The organism is Enterobacter sp. Taxon_2 (assembly GCF_058355295.1).
On sequence record NZ_CM178024.1, the window covers coordinates 3,811,888 to 3,827,211 of the forward strand.

A 15,324-nucleotide genomic window follows, 5' to 3' on the forward strand; every position below is an offset into this window, starting at 1 on the left:
GAGGTAAGAATGTCTGTGTTTCCACAAGGATTTTTATGGGGCGGCGCGCTTGCCGCCAACCAGAGTGAAGGCGCTTACCGTGAGGGCGGCAAAGGGCTGACGACGGTCGATATGATCCCTCACGGCGCGAATCGCCTGGCGGTGAAGCTGGGTAAGGAAAAGCGTTTCTCGCTGCGTGACGACGAGTTCTACCCAAGCCACGAGGCGATTGATTTTTACCATCGCTATAAAGAGGACATCGCCCTGATGGCGGAGATGGGCTTTACGGTGTTCCGCACCTCGATTGCCTGGAGCCGCCTCTATCCGAACGGCGACGAGCCGCTGCCGAACAAAGAGGGTATTGCCTTCTACCGCGCGGTATTCGAAGAGTGCAAAAAGTACAACATCGAGCCGCTGGTAACGCTCTGCCACTTCGACGTGCCGATGCACCTGGTGACGGAGTACGGCTCGTGGCGCAACCGTAAGATGGTCGATTTCTTTGCCCGCTATGCCCGCACCTGCTTTGAGGAATTTAACGGGCTGGTGAAATACTGGCTGACCTTCAACGAAATCAACATCATGCTGCACAGCCCGTTCTCCGGGGCGGGGCTGGTGTTTGAGGAAGGTGAAAACGAAGATCAGGTGAAGTACCAGGCCGCGCACCACGAGCTGGTGGCGAGCGCGCTGGCGACTAAAATTGCTCACGAGGTGAACCCGGAAAACCAGGTCGGCTGCATGCTGGCGGGCGGAAATTTCTATCCGTACTCCTGCAAGCCGGAAGACGTGTGGATGGCGCTGGAGAAAGATCGCGAGAACCTGTTCTTTATCGACGTGCAGGCGCGGGGCAGCTATCCGGCCTATTCTGCCCGCGTGTTCCGCGAGAAAGGCGTGGTGATTGTGAAAGACCCGGGTGATGATCTACTTCTGAAAAACACCGTCGACTTTGTCTCGTTCAGCTATTACGCCTCGCGCTGCGCCTCGGCGGATATGAACGCGAACAATACCAATGCGGCGAACATCGTCAAATCTCTGCGCAACCCGCACATTCAGGTGAGCGAATGGGGCTGGGGCATCGACCCGCTCGGCCTGCGCATCACCATGAACATGATGTACGACCGCTACCAGAAGCCGCTGTTCCTGGTGGAAAACGGCCTGGGAGCGAAAGATGTCGTTGATGAAAACGGCGAGATTAACGACGACTACCGCATCAGCTATCTGCGCGAGCATATCCGCGCGATGGGCGACGCGATTGAGGACGGCGTGCCGCTGATGGGCTACACCACCTGGGGCTGCATCGACCTTGTCTCGGCCTCAACCGGCGAGATGAGCAAGCGCTACGGGTTTGTCTACGTTGACCGCGATGACGCCGGAAACGGCACGCTGGAGCGCAAACGCAAGAAATCGTTCTGGTGGTATAAGAAGGTGATTGCGAGTAACGGGGCGGATCTCGAATAGCCTGTTGCCCTCACCCCAGCCCTCTCCCACAGGGAGAGGGAGATGGGTTTGGTAGGCCGGGTAAGGCGAAGCCGCCACCCGGCACTGCTCAGAGCCGGGAGAAATCCCCGTCCCCAACCCATCCCGCAAGCCGCGAATACACCACCTCCACCGCCGCTTTCACCGGCGGCGTCATCGGGTAATAAAACCCGACAATGTCCGGCTGAATGCCCAAAAACAGCACCTCGCCCACGTCGTCTTTAATCTGATCGACCAGGTAGTTCAGCGGCATATTGTGGGTAGTCATCATAAACATCTCGGCGATGTCGTCCGGGTCAATCAGGCGGATCTCGCCGGGGTTGAGCCCCATATCGGTGGCATCGACGATTAACAGCCTGTCCGGGCGCAGTTCGCGAATGGCGACCACGTCGTTTTCCGGCGCGCTGCCGCCGTCAATCACCACCCAGTTGCCCTGCGGGTTTGCGGCGCACATCTCTGCCAGCAGCGGGCCCGCGCCGTCGTCACCCATCATGCTGTTGCCGACACACAGTAAAACGTCAGTCACGTAATCTCCTCACCATCAGGTAGATGGCGCTCTCCTGATGAATATCGTGCAGCATGCCGAGCAGCGTTTTGCTCCACGCCTGCTGCCCGGGGGTTTGCCTGCCGAGCGCCGCGTCAAAGGCGTTGGCGAGCATCGCAATGTGGTTCGCATCGATCACGATCTCGCCGTACTTCGGCACGCCTTCCATCTTGCGACGCGCCGTACTGCCCTCCTCCAGCGTGGCGATCCACGCCAGATATTCGGACCACGGACAGCTCAGCGCCGCCTCCAGGCAGTCGATCACCCCGAGGTGATGCCCAATCGCCAGGCTGTAATAGACCACCTGCTGCGCCGCATCCGGCGTGGCATCGTTCTCATCAATAAACTTACGGCTCAGCTGGCTGAACACCACCGTTTCACTCATCGGATACGCGCCTCTTCGACGATGCTGTTCAGGTTCGCCACGATCTCATTGAGGCGCGGATCGTTTTCCGCCTCCAGCCAGCGTGCGACCTGATGCTCGCCCTGGCTCAGCAGGCGCAGATAGTCGTCGGCAATCTGACGGCCGTAGCGGTAGCCCGCCAGCCTTCGCGCCGTGCGATCCACCTTCACCCGCAGCGGCTGCACCATATCCGGGTGCAGAATGGCCGCTGGCTGGTTGTCCAACTCGCCCGGCTCGCGCGCGTGGATTTTTTGCTCCAGCAGGCCAAGCGCCATGGCAAAGCCGTACAGCGTGGCGGCAGGCGTCGGCGGGCAGCCCGGAATGTAGACGTCCACCGGCACGATTTTGTCGGTGCCGCCCCAGACGCAGTAGAGGTCATGGAAGATGCCGCCGCTGTTGCCGCAGGCGCCGTACGAGATGCAGATTTTCGGATCAGGGGCGGACTGCCAGGCGCGCAGCGCGGGCGAGCGCATTGCGCGGGTGACGGCCCCGGTGAACAGCAGGATGTCCGCATGACGCGGGGACGGCACCACTTTGATGCCGAAGCGCTCCGCGTCAAACAGCGGCGACAGCGTAGCGAAGATCTCAATCTCGCAGCCGTTGCAGCCCCCGCAGTCCACGCGGTAGACGTAGGCCGAGCGTTTGATTTTTTTCAGCAGCGACGCCTTCATGCTGGCGATGGATTCGTCCACCGTCATCGGCACCGGAATGCCGTTAGCGTCGCGCGGGCCCAGTAGGTTTTCCATCAGCTGGCCTCTCTCATATGGCGGGTGATATCAATACGGTCGGACGGCAGCAGGCACTTCTGACGCTTGCACGCCGGGCAGGTTTCAAAGCTTTCGCGGTGATGCTCCGCACGGGCGTCGCCGTTGTGCTGCAGCAGTGCGATGGCGTAGTCGATCTCTTTTTGCACGGCGAACGGGCGTTTGCAGACGCGGCAGTTGCACAGGTCAAAGCGCGACTGCTGCAGGAAGTCTTCTTTCTTCCACACCGCCAGCTCGTACTCCTGCGACAGGCGAATGGCGACCGTCGGGCAGACCTCTTCGCAGCGGCCGCAGAAGATGCAGCGCCCAAGGTTGAACTGCCAGGCCAGCTCGCCGGTTTTGAGATCCGTTTCCACCGTTAAAGCGTTCGACGGGCAGGCGTTGACGCAGGCCGCGCAGCCGATGCACTGCTGCGGATTGTGCTCCGGCTTGCCGCGAAAGTTTTTATCCACCGGCATCGGCTCCAGCGGATAGCTGCTGGTCTGCGTGCCCGTTTTGATCACTTTTTTGATAAAGGTAAACATGGCGAGTCCTTATTTCAGCGGCGAGTTTTTACGCTCGATGCTGTAGCGCTCAAGCTCTTTGTACGGCACCACCTGGCTTTTCTTCTTGCGCACGTCCACGACGGTCATGCGGTCGGTGCAGGAGTAGCACGGGTCGAGGCTGCCGATGATCAGCGGCGCGTCAGAGACGGTGTTACCGCGCAGCATGTAGCGCAGGGTTGGCCAGTTGGCGTAGGTCGCCGCACGACAGCGCCAGCGGTAGAGCTTCTGGTTGTCACCGGTCATGCTCCAGTGGATATCGTCCCCGCGCGGCGCTTCGGCAAAGCCGAGAGCAAAGCGGTTCGGGATGTAGGTGAAGCCCTCCACCATCAGCGGGCCGCCCGGCAGGTTGTCCAGACCAAAGTCGATCATGTTCAGGGCGGTGAACACCTCGTTGATGCGCACCTTGAGCCGCGAGATGACGTCGCAGCCCTGCTCGCTGTGCACGGTCATCGGCAGCAGGCCGTAGCCGACGAACGGGTGATCGGCGCGGGTATCGCGGGCGTGGCCGCTGGCGCGCACCATCGGGCCGACGTTGCTGAAGTCGCGGGCAATTTCCGGGTCAAGGCGGCCAATGCCGACGGTGCGCTGCTCGATGTTTGGCGTGCTGAGCAGCATGTCCACCAGCTCCTGCACGTCGCGGCGCATCTGCTGCGCCAGCTGACGGGTCTGGATCATGTCGTCCTTCAGCAGGTCGCGGCGGATCCCGCCGATCAGGTTCAGGCCGTAGGTTTTACGCGCCCCGGTGAGGATCTCCGCCATCTTCATCGACGCTTCGCGCACACGGAAGAACTGCATAAACCCGGAATCAAAGCCGACAAAGTGGCAGGCCAGGCCGAGGTTCAGCAGGTGCGAGTGCAGGCGCTCCACCTCCAGCAGAATGGCGCGGATCATCTGCGCGCGCTCCGGCACCACGATCCCCATACCGTTCTCCACCGAGGTGGTGTAGGCGGTGCTGTGGGCAAAGCCGCAGATGCCGCACACGCGGTCAGAGAGGAACGTCACTTCGTTGTAGCCCATGCGGGTTTCCGCCAGCTTTTCCATGCCGCGGTGAACATAGAACAGGCGGTAGTCGGCGTCGATGATGTTTTCGCCGTCGACGAACAGGCGGAAGTGGCCCGGCTCGTCAGAGGTGACATGCAGCGGGCCGATCGGCACCACGTTGTTCTTCTTGCTGCCCAGTTCGTTGATGAATTCGTAGGTTTCGCTGTCGGTTGTCGGCGCCGGACGCTGGCGGTAGTCCATGCTGTCTTTGCGCAGCGGATAGAGCTCGTCCGGCCAGTCGTCCGGCAGCACCAGGCGGCGCTCGTCCGGCAGGCCGACCGGCACCAGGCCGTACATGTCGCGCACTTCACGCTCGCCCCAGACGGCAGCAGGCACGCGCGGCGTGACGGACGGGTATTCCGGCTTATTCGGGTCGACCTCGACGCGCACGGTGAGCCAGCATTTTTCGCCCTGCTCCATCGACATCACGTAGTACACGGCGTAGCTGCCGCAAAGCTGGCGCTCGTCGTTGCCAAACAGTACCGACAGCCAGCCGCCCTGCCGGTAGTAGAGAAACTCCACCACTTCCGGCAGATAATTCACCTTTACGGTGACGGTTACCTGGTCTTTGGTTTGCCAGGACTCCTCCAGCACCACGCCGGGGAAAGCCTGATGCAATGCGGCGAGATACTGCTGACCTTTCTTTTCTTCAGACATAAATACTCTCTTTAATCACGCCACCAGCAAGGAGACGAACGCTAAAAATGCAAAACCAAAACCGGCCCAGGTGATGCGTGACGTTTCGACAAAACGCAGGCGCGCCATACTGTTTTCAAACAGGGCAATCACCAGCACGCCGACCAGCAGCTTGAGGACGGCAACCACGACGGCCAGCAGCAGACCGCCCGCGGAGAAGTGCGTCATCTGCCCCCACGGGAAGAAGACGCCGACAAACATCTGCAGCACCACCAGCTGTTTAAGGCTGATGCCCCACTTCAGCACCGCGAAGCCGTAGCCGCTGTACTCGGTAAGCGGCCCTTCCTGCAGCTCCTGCTCGGCTTCCGCCAGATCGAACGGCAGTTTGCCCATCTCAATGAAGGTGGCGAACGCGCAGGCGCACAGCGCCAGCGCCAGCGGGATTGAGCGCGCCACTGGCCAGTGGTAAACGGTGTGGGTGATAAAGCTGATGTGGGTGGAACCCGCCACCTGCGCGGCAACCCACAGCCCCAGCAGCAGGATCGGCTCAACCAGCACGCCGAGCATCGCCTCGCGGCTGGCACCGATGCCGGTAAACGGGCTCCCGGTGTCGAGGCCCGCAATCGCAAAGAAGAAACGGGCGATGGCAAAGAGGTAGATAAGCGTAATCAGATCCCCGAGCGCAGGTAGCGGCGATCCCACCGTCACCACCGGCAGCGCGGTGGCGATGGTCAGCATGACGCCCACCATCACGAACGGCGTCAGGCGGAAGGCCCAGCCTGCGGCATCCGGCGCCACGCTCTGACGAGAAAGCAGTTTGAAGAGATCGCGGTACTCCTGCAGCACCCCAGGCCCGCGACGGTTGTGCATCCTGGCGCGCACCACACGGCTCACCCCGGAAAGCAGCGGCGCCACGGCGAACAGCACCAGCGCCTGAAGAATTGCCAGTAACAGACTCATGTCAGGCTCCTCGTGAAATCACAATGACCACCAGCACCGCCAGCTCGATGACCGCCAGACGGCGGAACAGCGCGGGCGCGGCGGCGCTCTGCCAGCCGGGTACCCAGGCCACCGGATTCAACCAGTGGCGCAGCTTCAGCACGACGGCAAAGTTCTCCTTCACCGGCATGGCGAAACCGTGGGCGGTGATAACCATCGACTGTTCGTGTTCGTAGCCGCAGGCCCACGCCGCACCGCGCGCGCGGGAGGTGAGCCTGTCGCGTTTGAAGAACAGCATCAGGACGAGCGGCAGCAGCGGTGCGCCAATCAGCAGCAGCGCGATCATAGGCTGAGAGACGGTGGTATTCGCCACGGTCAGCGGCAGCGGAATGGCGTTGCCCAGCAGCGGCAACAGCCACGGTGCGGCGACGCCGCCCGCGATGCAGCACAGCGCCAGCGCGACTACGCTCACCCCCATCATCAACGGTGCGCAGCAGGCATTTTCAGCTTCGCGGGTGCGCGGCGCGCCGAGGAAGGTCACGCCGTAGACTTTCGCCATGCACATCACCGCCAGCGCCCCGGTAATTGCCAGCCCGACCGCCAGCAGCGGGCCGAGCAAACGCGCGATAAAGAGATCGCTCTGACCGAGCGCGAAGAAGGACTGATAGATCACCCACTCCCCGGCAAAGCCGTTCAGCGGCGGCAGCGCGGCCATCGCCATCAGCCCGACCAGCATCGCCAGTGAAATTACCGGCATCTTTTTGCCAATCCCGCCCAGCTTTTCAATGTCGCGATGGCCGGTGCGAAACCAGACGCTTCCCGCGCCGAGGAACAGGGTGCTTTTAAACAGGCTGTGGTTAACGAGGTGATAAAGACCGCCGATAAAACCGGCCGCGATTAGCGCCGGATGATTGAGCGCCAGCCCGGTTACGCCCGCGCCAATACCGAGCAGGATGATGCCGATATTTTCAAGCGTGTGGTACGCCAGAAGACGCTGGATATTGTGCTCCATCAGCGCGTACAGGCCGCCGACGAACGCGGTAATCATTCCGGCGATCAGCAGCACAACGCCCCACCACAGCGGCGGTTGTCCGCCGGTCAGCGTAATCGCCAAAATTCCGAACAGACCCACTTTCATCACCACCACCGAAAACAGCGCGGCGGCGGGCGCGGAGGCATTCGCATGCGCCTGCGGCACCCAGCCGTGCAGCGGGATGATGCCAGCGAGCAGGCCAAAGCCGATAACGCCCAGCAGCCAGACGTCATTCCCCAGCGGATGCCCGTTGAGCGCAGAGAAATCCAGCGTGCCAAAGCGTTGCCACACCAGCCAGCAGGCCAGCGCCAGCAGCAGCGTCCCAAGGCGTCCCAGCGCAAACCATAATTTCCCGGAGGCGCTGCAGCCCGTCAGGAACACGCCGCACAGCGCCATGATTTCCGCCATCACCACCAGCGCGCCGAGGTTGCTGGCGATAACGGTACAGACCGCCGTCGCCATCACCAGATTGACCAGCAGGCCGTTAGCTTTAGCGTGCGGGTGGCGGTGCCAGTCGATATTGAACAGGCTGATAAACAGCCCGCACAGACCAAACGTCACCAGCCAGATGGCGTTCAGGGGCGTGATCTCAACGGTGTGCCGAATCAGCGGCATCACGGTTTCTGCGGACTGGCCGCCGAGCAGGACAACGCCGCCTGCCGCCAGCATCATCAGGCTAGCTACCGCCCCGCCAATCCCGGCGATCGCGCCGCTCAGGGTTTTATGGAATGAGAAGATAAGCGCCAGAACAGCGGCGGCAGTAAAACAGGCTACCGCGCTGGTAATCATCATTGCCGCGTTCATTTCGCCCCCTCGTTAAGCGCCTGTAGCAGAGAAAGGTCGCCAAAATCACTGTTGATGGTCAGCTCGCGTTTACGCTTGCTGGTACGGGCGATGTCGCGGATGTTAACCAGAATCAATGCCTTAGTCGGGCAGGTGCGCACGCAGGCCGGACCCTGCTCATCGAAGCTGCACAGGTCGCACTTCACCGCCACGGCGCGGATGCCGGGCACCCAGTCCAGCAGCGTGCTTACGCGTGCCGGAGCCGGTGGCGCAGGCGGGGCTTTTGGCGAGTTAGCGTTCGCCGGAATGTGCAGCGGACGGCTGCCGGAAAATTCAATCGCGCCAAACGGGCAGGCGATGCCGCACAGCTTGCAGCTTACGCACAGGCTTTCGTTCAGCTGGACAGCGCCATCAACACGGGTGATGGCATTCACTGGGCAGACACCCGCGCAGGGAGCATCTTCACAGTGATGGCAGAGCTGCGGGGCAGACTCTTTTTCATTACGCATGACGTGCAGGCGCGGCATGGACTGCAGCCCATGCAGGCGATGCGTTTCCGAACACGCCGCCTCACAGGTTCGACAGCCAATACAGACCGTCGAGTCGGCAATTACAAAACGGTTCACCGGGTCATCCTCTGGTGATAGTCATTTTTGACGAAAAACTGTCTTGTCGACACTTCTCGACACGCAAGGGTCAGGCCACGTTCGCTGAGGCATTTCCGTCCATCAGCTGCTTCAGGTTGACCGGGAGATCGCGTTCAACGGCGGCGTACAGGCCGTTATAGACCGGCGCGATTTTTTCCAGATAGTGCTCCAGCACCTGCTGGCGATCGCGGTTGCTGACGTGGCCGTCCACCATGCCGTCGGCCATCAGCTGCGCCTTCGCAATACACTGTTTTTCGCCGTCTTTTGTCTCGAGGTGGTACTCAATGGTGTGGCTGTTGAAGTTATCTGCCAGGGTCACGTTGATCGTGAAATGGCCGAACAGGACAAAGCGCATATCCCCCTGTGCCGCGCAGCTCATCGCGTGGTGAAGACGCGCTTTCGAGAGGGTAATGCCCTGAACCAGCGAGTTGCAGTAAAGGTGCCACTGGTCCTGCAGCTGCTGATGACGCTGCGCGATGTAATCCGCTTTTTCGCTGATTTCCCAAATAGTCATAGAAGGTATCCGTTTAATGGAGATAGCGGCTGTTAAGCAGATTCCATGCCAGTTTTTATCTATATGATTTTTAATGGATTTAATTACAAAACCGCTGTCAACGCCGCGGTGTCGACGTGTCATTTCGACAGCGTTGACATCGTCACGCCTTAACAAAAATCAAGCTGGCACCGTTATTGCATTCAATGGCGCAATTCACTGAGGAGGCGTCATGCACGAAATCACCCTCTGCCAGCGGGCTCTGGAACTTATCGAACAGCAGGCAGTGCAAAACCACGCGAAACGCGTTACCGGCGTCTGGCTGAAGGTCGGGGCGTTTTCCTGCGTCGAGCCAAGCGCCCTGCATTTCTGCTTTGAGCTAGTGTGCCGCGGCACGCTGGCGGAAGGCTGCGAACTGCATATTGAAGAGCAGCAGGCGGAGTGCTGGTGCGAGCAGTGTCAGCAGTACGTCACCCTGCTGTCATCAAAGGTTCAGCGCTGTCCGCAGTGTCAGAGCACCGGTCTTCGCATCGTGGCGGATGACGGCATGCAGATCCAACGTCTCGAAATCGAGAAGGAGTAAAGTATGTGTAGTACCTGCGGTTGCGCCGAAGGCAACCTGTATATAGAAGGGGATGAACATCGCCCCCATTCCGCGTTTCGCTCCGCGCCCTTTTCTCCTGCCCCACGACCTTCTGCGGCACTGACCGGTATCACCTTCGCCCCGCAACGCTCCGCTGTGGGCGATCTGCACTACGGCCACGGGGAGGCGGGCACCCACGCGCCGGGCATCAGCCAGCGCCAGATGCTGGAGGTGGAAATCAACGTGCTGGACAAAAATAATCAGATCGCCGCCCGCAACCGCGCCCGCTTTGCCACCCGCAAACAGCTGGTGCTGAATCTGGTCTCCAGCCCCGGGTCCGGCAAAACCACGCTGTTAACGGAAACGCTCAAGCGCCTGAACGGGCGCGTCTCCTGCGCGGTGATTGAAGGCGACCAGCAAACCGTTAACGACGCGGCGCGTATTCGCGAAACCGGCACCCCGGCAATCCAGGTTAATACCGGAAAAGGCTGCCACCTGGATGCGCAGATGATTGCCGACGCCGCCCCGCGTCTGCCGCTGGCGGATGACGGCATTCTGTTTATTGAAAACGTCGGCAACCTGGTCTGCCCGGCGAGCTTCGACCTGGGCGAACGGCACAAGGTGGCGGTGCTTTCGGTGACCGAAGGCGAAGACAAACCGCTGAAGTACCCGCATATGTTTGCCGCCGCGTCCGTCATGCTGCTGAACAAAGTCGACCTGCTGCCGTACCTGAATTTCGACGTGGATAAGTGCCTGGCGTATGCCCGTGAAGTGAATCCGGAGATTGAGATCCTGCTGGTCTCCGCCACGCGCGGTGACGGCATGGACAGTTGGCTACAGTGGCTGGAGAACGAGCGATGTGCATAGGCGTACCTGGGCAAATTCACGCCATCGACGGTAATCAGGCCAAAGTCGAGGTCTGCGGCATCCTGCGCGATGTCGACCTGACGCTGGTGGGCAACACAGATGAAACGGGCGCATCGCGTCTCGGCCAGTGGGTGCTGGTGCACGTGGGGTTCGCCATGAGCGTAATTAACGAAGCGGAAGCCCACGACACGCTCAACGCCCTGCAAAATATGTTCGACGTGGAGCCTGACGTGGGCGCGCTGCTGTACGGCGAGGAGCGGTAATCATGCGTTACGTTGATGAATACCGCGCGCCGGAGCAGGTGCTGCAGCTTATCGGCTACCTGAAAACGCGAGCAGCGCGGCTGGACTACACGAAAGAAAGACCGCTGCGGATCATGGAGGTGTGCGGCGGGCACACGCACGCCATCTTCAAATTTGGCCTCGACCAGCTGCTGCCGGAGAATATCGAGTTTATCCACGGCCCCGGCTGCCCGGTCTGCGTTCTGCCGATGGGGCGCATCGACAGCTGTATTGAAATTGCCAGCCAGCCCGACGTCATTTTCTGCACCTTTGGCGACGCGATGCGCGTGCCGGGGAAAAACGGCTCGCTGCTGCAGGCAAAAGCGCGCGGTGCGGACGTGCGGATCGTCTATTCGCCGATGGATGCCCTGACGCTGGCAGAGAATAATCCCGCGCGTAAGGTGGTGTTCTTTGGCCTGGGGTTTGAAACCACCATGCCCGCCACCGCCATCACGCTGCAGCAGGCAAAAGCGCGCGACGTCGATAACTTTTTCTTCTTCTGCCAGCACATTACGCTTATCCCCACCCTGCGCAGCCTGCTGGAAGAGCCGGGAAACGGCATTGACGCCTTTCTGGCACCGGGGCATGTCAGCATGGTGATTGGCACAGACGCCTACGGTTTTATCGCTGAACAGTACAATCGTCCGTTAGTGGTCGCTGGTTTCGAACCACTTGATCTACTGCAAGGTGTCACAATGCTGGTTGAGCAGAAAATAGCGGCCCTGAGTGCAGTGGAAAACCAGTACCGGCGCGTGGTGCCGGATGCGGGAAATGAACGGGCACAGCAGGCGATAGCCGACGTGTTTAGCGTTGAGGGCGACAGCGAATGGCGTGGTCTGGGGCTGATTGCCGAATCCGGCGTGCGCCTGACGTCAGCCTATCGCACATTCGACGCCGAAGCGCATTTCCGCCCGCAGCCGCAGCAGGTTTGCGACGATCCCCGGGCCCGCTGCGGCGAGGTGCTCACCGGCAAATGCAAACCGCATCAGTGCCCGTTATTTGGCAATACCTGCAACCCGCAAACGGCGTTTGGCGCGCTGATGGTCTCCTCCGAAGGGGCGTGTGCCGCGTGGTATCAGTATCGCAACCAGGAGAGTGAAGCATGAATACGGTTGAAATGGCGCACGGTAGCGGCGGACAGGCGATGCAGCAGCTGATTAACCGGCTATTTATGTCGGCCTTTAACAACCCCTGGCTCGCCGAACAGGAAGACCAGGCGCGCATTGACCTCGCCACCCTCACCGCCCAGGGCGACAGGCTGGCCTTCTCCACCGACAGCTACGTCATTGACCCGCTGTTCTTCCCGGGTGGCGATATCGGCAAGCTCGCCGTCTGCGGCACGGCCAACGATGTTGCCGTCAGCGGCGCCGTTCCGCGCTACCTCTCCTGCGGGTTTATCCTCGAAGAGGGCTTGCCGATGGAGACGCTCGCGGCAGTGGTTAACAGCATGGCGCAGACCGCGCGCGAGGCGGGGATAGCTATCGTTACAGGCGATACCAAAGTGGTGCAGCGCGGCGCGGCCGACAAGCTGTTTATCAACACCGCCGGCGTGGGGGCGATCCCCGCCGATATTCACTGGGGCGCGCAGCAGCTTAGCGTGGGCGACGTGCTGATCGTGACCGGAACGCTGGGCTGTCACGGGGCGACCATCCTGAACCTGCGTGAAGGGCTGGGGCTGGACGGGGAACTGCGCAGCGACTGCGCGGTGCTCACTCCGCTGATTCAGACGCTGCGTGCCGTACCCGGCGTCAAAGCCCTGCGGGACGCCACGCGAGGCGGCGTGAATGCCGTGGTCCACGAATTTGCAGCAAGCTGCGGGTATGGGATTGAACTCACCGAGCGCAGCCTGCCCGTTAAGCCCGCCGTTCGTGGGCTCTGCGAACTGTTGGGGCTGGACCCGCTTAACTTCGCAAACGAAGGCAAACTGGTGATTGGCGTTGAACGCGCGGCAGCGGAAGCCGTTCTTGAACAGCTGCGGGCTCATCCGTCAGGAAAAGAGGCGGCAATGATTGGTGAAGTGGTTGAGCGCAAAGGGGTGCGCCTGACCGGGCTTTATGGCGTGAAGCGCACGCTGGATCTGCCGCACGCGGAACCTTTACCCCGTATTTGCTAGAACCGCGCCAAAAGCGGTCAGCATGGATTTTTTTGCTCGTTTTTACTGGAAAGCACTATGCCGTATACACCGATGAGCGATCTTGGACAGCAGGGCCTGTTTGACATCACGCGCACACTTTTACAGCAGCCCGATCTCGGCGCGCTGAGCGATGCCCTGACACGGCTGGTCAGGCAGTCGGCGCTGGCCGACAGCGCCGCGATTGTACTGTGGCATAGCGGAACGCACCGCGCGAGCTACTACTCAACGCGTGACAATGGCAAAACGTTCGAATATGAAGACGAAACGTATCTCGCGCATGGCCCGGTGCGCCGCATTCTCTCCCGACCTGAAGTGCTGCACTGCAACTTTGAGGAGTTCCGCCAGGCGTGGCCGCGGCTCGCGGAGAGTAACCTCTATCAGCCTTTCGGGCATTACTGCATGTTGCCGCTGGCGGCAGAGGGTCAGATTTTTGGCGGCTGCGAGTTTATCCGCACCACCGGCCAGCCCTGGAGCGAGGCGGAATACGAACGCCTGCACACCTTTACCCAGATTGTGGCCGTCGTCGCTGAGCAGATCCAAAGCCGCGTCACCAATAATGTGGATTACGACCTGCTGAGCCGCGAACGCGACAACTTCCGCATTCTGGTCGCCATCACTAACGCCGTGCTGTCACGGCTCGACATGGATGAACTGGTGAGCGAAGTCTCGAAAGAGATCCACCACTATTTCAAAATCGATGCTATCAGTATCGCGCTTCGCGGCCATCGCAAGGGCAAGCTGAACATCTACTCCACGCATTACCTTGATGAAGCCAACCCGGCACACGAGCAGAGCGAAGTGGATGAAGCGGGGACCCTTTCTGAACGAGTCTTCAAAAGCAAAGAGATCCTCCTGCTCAACCTGAACGAGCAGGATCCTGTCGCGCCGTACGAGCGGATGCTGTTTAACACCTGGGGCAACAAAATTCAGACCCTGTGCCTGCTGCCGCTGATGTCCGGCAACACCATGCTGGGCGTGCTTAAGCTGGCGCAGTGTGAGGAAGGCGTGTTCACCACCGCCAACCTGAAGCTGCTGCGTCAGATCGCCGAACGTATTTCCATCGCCCTGGATAACGCCCTCGCCTATCAGGAAATTCATCGTCTGAAAGAGCGTCTGGTGGATGAGAACCTGGCCCTGACCGAACAGCTCAACAACGTGGACAGCGAGTTTGGTGAAATCATCGGGCGCAGCGACGCCATGTACAGCGTGCTCAAGCAGGTCGAGATGGTGGCGCAAAGCGACAGCACGGTGCTGATCCTGGGCGAAACCGGTACGGGTAAAGAGCTGATTGCCCGCGCTATTCACAACCTGAGCAACCGCAACAGCCGACGGATGGTGAAGATGAACTGCGCCGCGATGCCCGCAGGGCTGCTGGAAAGCGATCTGTTCGGCCACGAGCGCGGTGCATTCACCGGGGCAAGCAGCCAGCGGCTGGGCCGTTTTGAGCTGGCGGACAAAAGCTCGCTGTTCCTCGACGAAGTGGGCGATATGCCGCTGGAGCTACAGCCGAAACTGCTGCGCGTGTTGCAGGAGCAGGAGTTTGAGCGCCTGGGAAGCAACAAGCTTATCCAGACCGACGTGCGGCTGATTGCCGCCACCAACCGCGATCTGAAAAAAATGGTCGCCGACCGCGAGTTTCGCAGCGACCTTTACTATCGCCTGAACGTGTTCCCGATCTTCCTGCCGCCGCTGCGCGAGCGCCCGGAAGATATCCCCCTGCTGGTCAAAGCGTTTACCGCCAAGATCGCGCGCCGGATGGGACGAAATATCGACAGCATTCCTGCCGAGACGTTACGTACCCTTTCATCGATGGAGTGGCCCGGCAACGTGCGCGAGCTGGAAAACGTCATCGAGCGTGCGGTACTGCTGACGCGCGGCAATGTGCTGCAGCTCTCCCTGCCTGAAGTGACGCTGCCTGACGTGACCGTGCCCGCCGCCGAGACAGCGAAAGAGGGAGAGGATGAATATCAGCTCATTATGCGCGTACTCAAAGAGACCAACGGCGTGGTCGCCGGGCCAAAAGGTGCCGCCCAGCGCCTGGGGTTAAAACGCACCACCCTGCTGTCGCGCATGAAGCGACTCGGGATTGAGAAAGAGAGCCTGGCTTAACCCCCTACTCTGGCGGTGTTTTCTGGCACCGCCTTTCGTTACCCCGCGCAATTGTCCCTCATTGACACAA

The 15,324-nt window shown here is 60.7% G+C and carries 16 protein-coding genes; 7 read left to right on the forward strand and 9 right to left on the reverse strand.

Annotated elements, in window-relative coordinates:
• The first annotated feature begins 9 nt into the window (after positions 1-9).
• Complete coding sequence (locus AC4IC4_RS18040) at positions 10-1,434, forward strand: 6-phospho-beta-glucosidase (protein WP_032648036.1); 1,425 nt, start codon at positions 10-12, stop codon at positions 1,432-1,434.
• 88 nt (positions 1,435-1,522) lie between these two features.
• On the opposite strand, the gene hycI is transcribed toward AC4IC4_RS18040, so the two are convergent.
• The 9 genes from hycI to hycA form a co-directional block, all read right to left on the reverse strand.
• Positions 1,523-1,978 carry a hydrogenase maturation peptidase HycI gene (gene hycI, locus AC4IC4_RS18045; protein ID WP_491471638.1) on the reverse strand — a complete coding sequence of 152 codons (456 nt, stop codon included), beginning with the start codon at positions 1,976-1,978 and terminating at the stop codon, positions 1,523-1,525.
• Positions 1,971-2,381 (reverse strand): formate hydrogenlyase maturation HycH family protein, encoded by a 411-nt coding sequence (locus AC4IC4_RS18050; RefSeq protein ID WP_048993001.1) that lies wholly within the window; start codon positions 2,379-2,381, stop codon positions 1,971-1,973. Before AC4IC4_RS18050 ends, hycI begins: the two co-directional genes overlap by 8 nt.
• Positions 2,378-3,145 carry a formate hydrogenlyase subunit HycG gene (hycG, locus tag AC4IC4_RS18055; protein ID WP_032648040.1) on the reverse strand — a complete coding sequence of 256 codons (768 nt, stop codon included), beginning with the start codon at positions 3,143-3,145 and terminating at the stop codon, positions 2,378-2,380. Before hycG ends, AC4IC4_RS18050 begins: the two co-directional genes overlap by 4 nt.
• Positions 3,145-3,687, reverse strand: a complete 543-nt coding sequence (locus AC4IC4_RS18060) for a formate hydrogenlyase complex iron-sulfur subunit (protein WP_048993003.1) — start codon at positions 3,685-3,687, stop codon at positions 3,145-3,147. Before AC4IC4_RS18060 ends, hycG begins: the two co-directional genes overlap by 1 nt.
• Positions 3,688-3,696: 9 nt before the next feature.
• A complete protein-coding gene (gene hycE, locus AC4IC4_RS18065; protein WP_048993005.1) occupies positions 3,697-5,406 on the reverse strand; it encodes a formate hydrogenlyase subunit HycE in 1,710 nt (569 codons plus the stop codon).
• A 15-nt stretch (positions 5,407-5,421) separates the two neighbouring features.
• Positions 5,422-6,345: a respiratory chain complex I subunit 1 family protein gene (locus tag AC4IC4_RS18070; RefSeq protein WP_491471639.1), complete on the reverse strand. Its 924-nt coding sequence runs from the start codon at positions 6,343-6,345 to the stop codon at positions 5,422-5,424.
• Position 6,346: 1 nt separating this feature from the next.
• Positions 6,347-8,161, reverse strand: coding sequence for a formate hydrogenlyase subunit 3 (gene hycC, locus AC4IC4_RS18075; protein ID WP_491471640.1), 1,815 nt, complete (start codon positions 8,159-8,161; stop codon positions 6,347-6,349).
• The gene (locus tag AC4IC4_RS18080) at positions 8,158-8,766 is read right to left on the reverse strand and encodes a 4Fe-4S dicluster domain-containing protein (RefSeq protein WP_023308971.1); all 609 of its coding nucleotides are present in this window, start codon (positions 8,764-8,766) and stop codon (positions 8,158-8,160) included. Before AC4IC4_RS18080 ends, hycC begins: the two co-directional genes overlap by 4 nt.
• A 70-nt stretch (positions 8,767-8,836) precedes the next feature.
• Complete coding sequence (hycA, locus tag AC4IC4_RS18085; RefSeq protein ID WP_032648183.1) at positions 8,837-9,301, reverse strand: formate hydrogenlyase regulator HycA; 465 nt, start codon at positions 9,299-9,301, stop codon at positions 8,837-8,839.
• 211 nt (positions 9,302-9,512) lie between these two features.
• On the opposite strand from hycA, the gene hypA reads away from it, so the two are divergent.
• Genes hypA through flhA form a run of 6 tightly spaced genes read left to right on the forward strand, consistent with a single transcriptional unit; the run spans position 9,513 to position 15,254 of the window.
• On the forward strand, positions 9,513-9,863 hold the full coding sequence (gene hypA, locus AC4IC4_RS18090) for a hydrogenase maturation nickel metallochaperone HypA (protein WP_047059961.1): 351 nt from the start codon (positions 9,513-9,515) through the stop codon (positions 9,861-9,863).
• A 3-nt stretch (positions 9,864-9,866) separates the two neighbouring features.
• Complete coding sequence (gene hypB, locus AC4IC4_RS18095) at positions 9,867-10,730, forward strand: hydrogenase nickel incorporation protein HypB (protein ID WP_491471641.1); 864 nt, start codon at positions 9,867-9,869, stop codon at positions 10,728-10,730.
• Positions 10,721-10,993, forward strand: coding sequence for a HypC/HybG/HupF family hydrogenase formation chaperone (locus tag AC4IC4_RS18100; protein WP_491471642.1), 273 nt, complete (start codon positions 10,721-10,723; stop codon positions 10,991-10,993). Before hypB ends, AC4IC4_RS18100 begins: the two co-directional genes overlap by 10 nt.
• Positions 10,994-10,995: 2 nt before the next feature.
• Complete coding sequence (gene hypD / locus AC4IC4_RS18105; RefSeq protein WP_491471643.1) at positions 10,996-12,117, forward strand: hydrogenase formation protein HypD; 1,122 nt, start codon at positions 10,996-10,998, stop codon at positions 12,115-12,117.
• Positions 12,114-13,124, forward strand: coding sequence for a hydrogenase expression/formation protein HypE (hypE, locus tag AC4IC4_RS18110; protein ID WP_491471644.1), 1,011 nt, complete (start codon positions 12,114-12,116; stop codon positions 13,122-13,124). Before hypD ends, hypE begins: the two co-directional genes overlap by 4 nt.
• Positions 13,125-13,181: 57 nt before the next feature.
• Positions 13,182-15,254, forward strand: a complete 2,073-nt coding sequence (flhA, locus tag AC4IC4_RS18115) for a formate hydrogenlyase transcriptional activator FlhA (protein WP_491471645.1) — start codon at positions 13,182-13,184, stop codon at positions 15,252-15,254.
• Positions 15,255-15,324 lie beyond the last annotated feature (70 nt).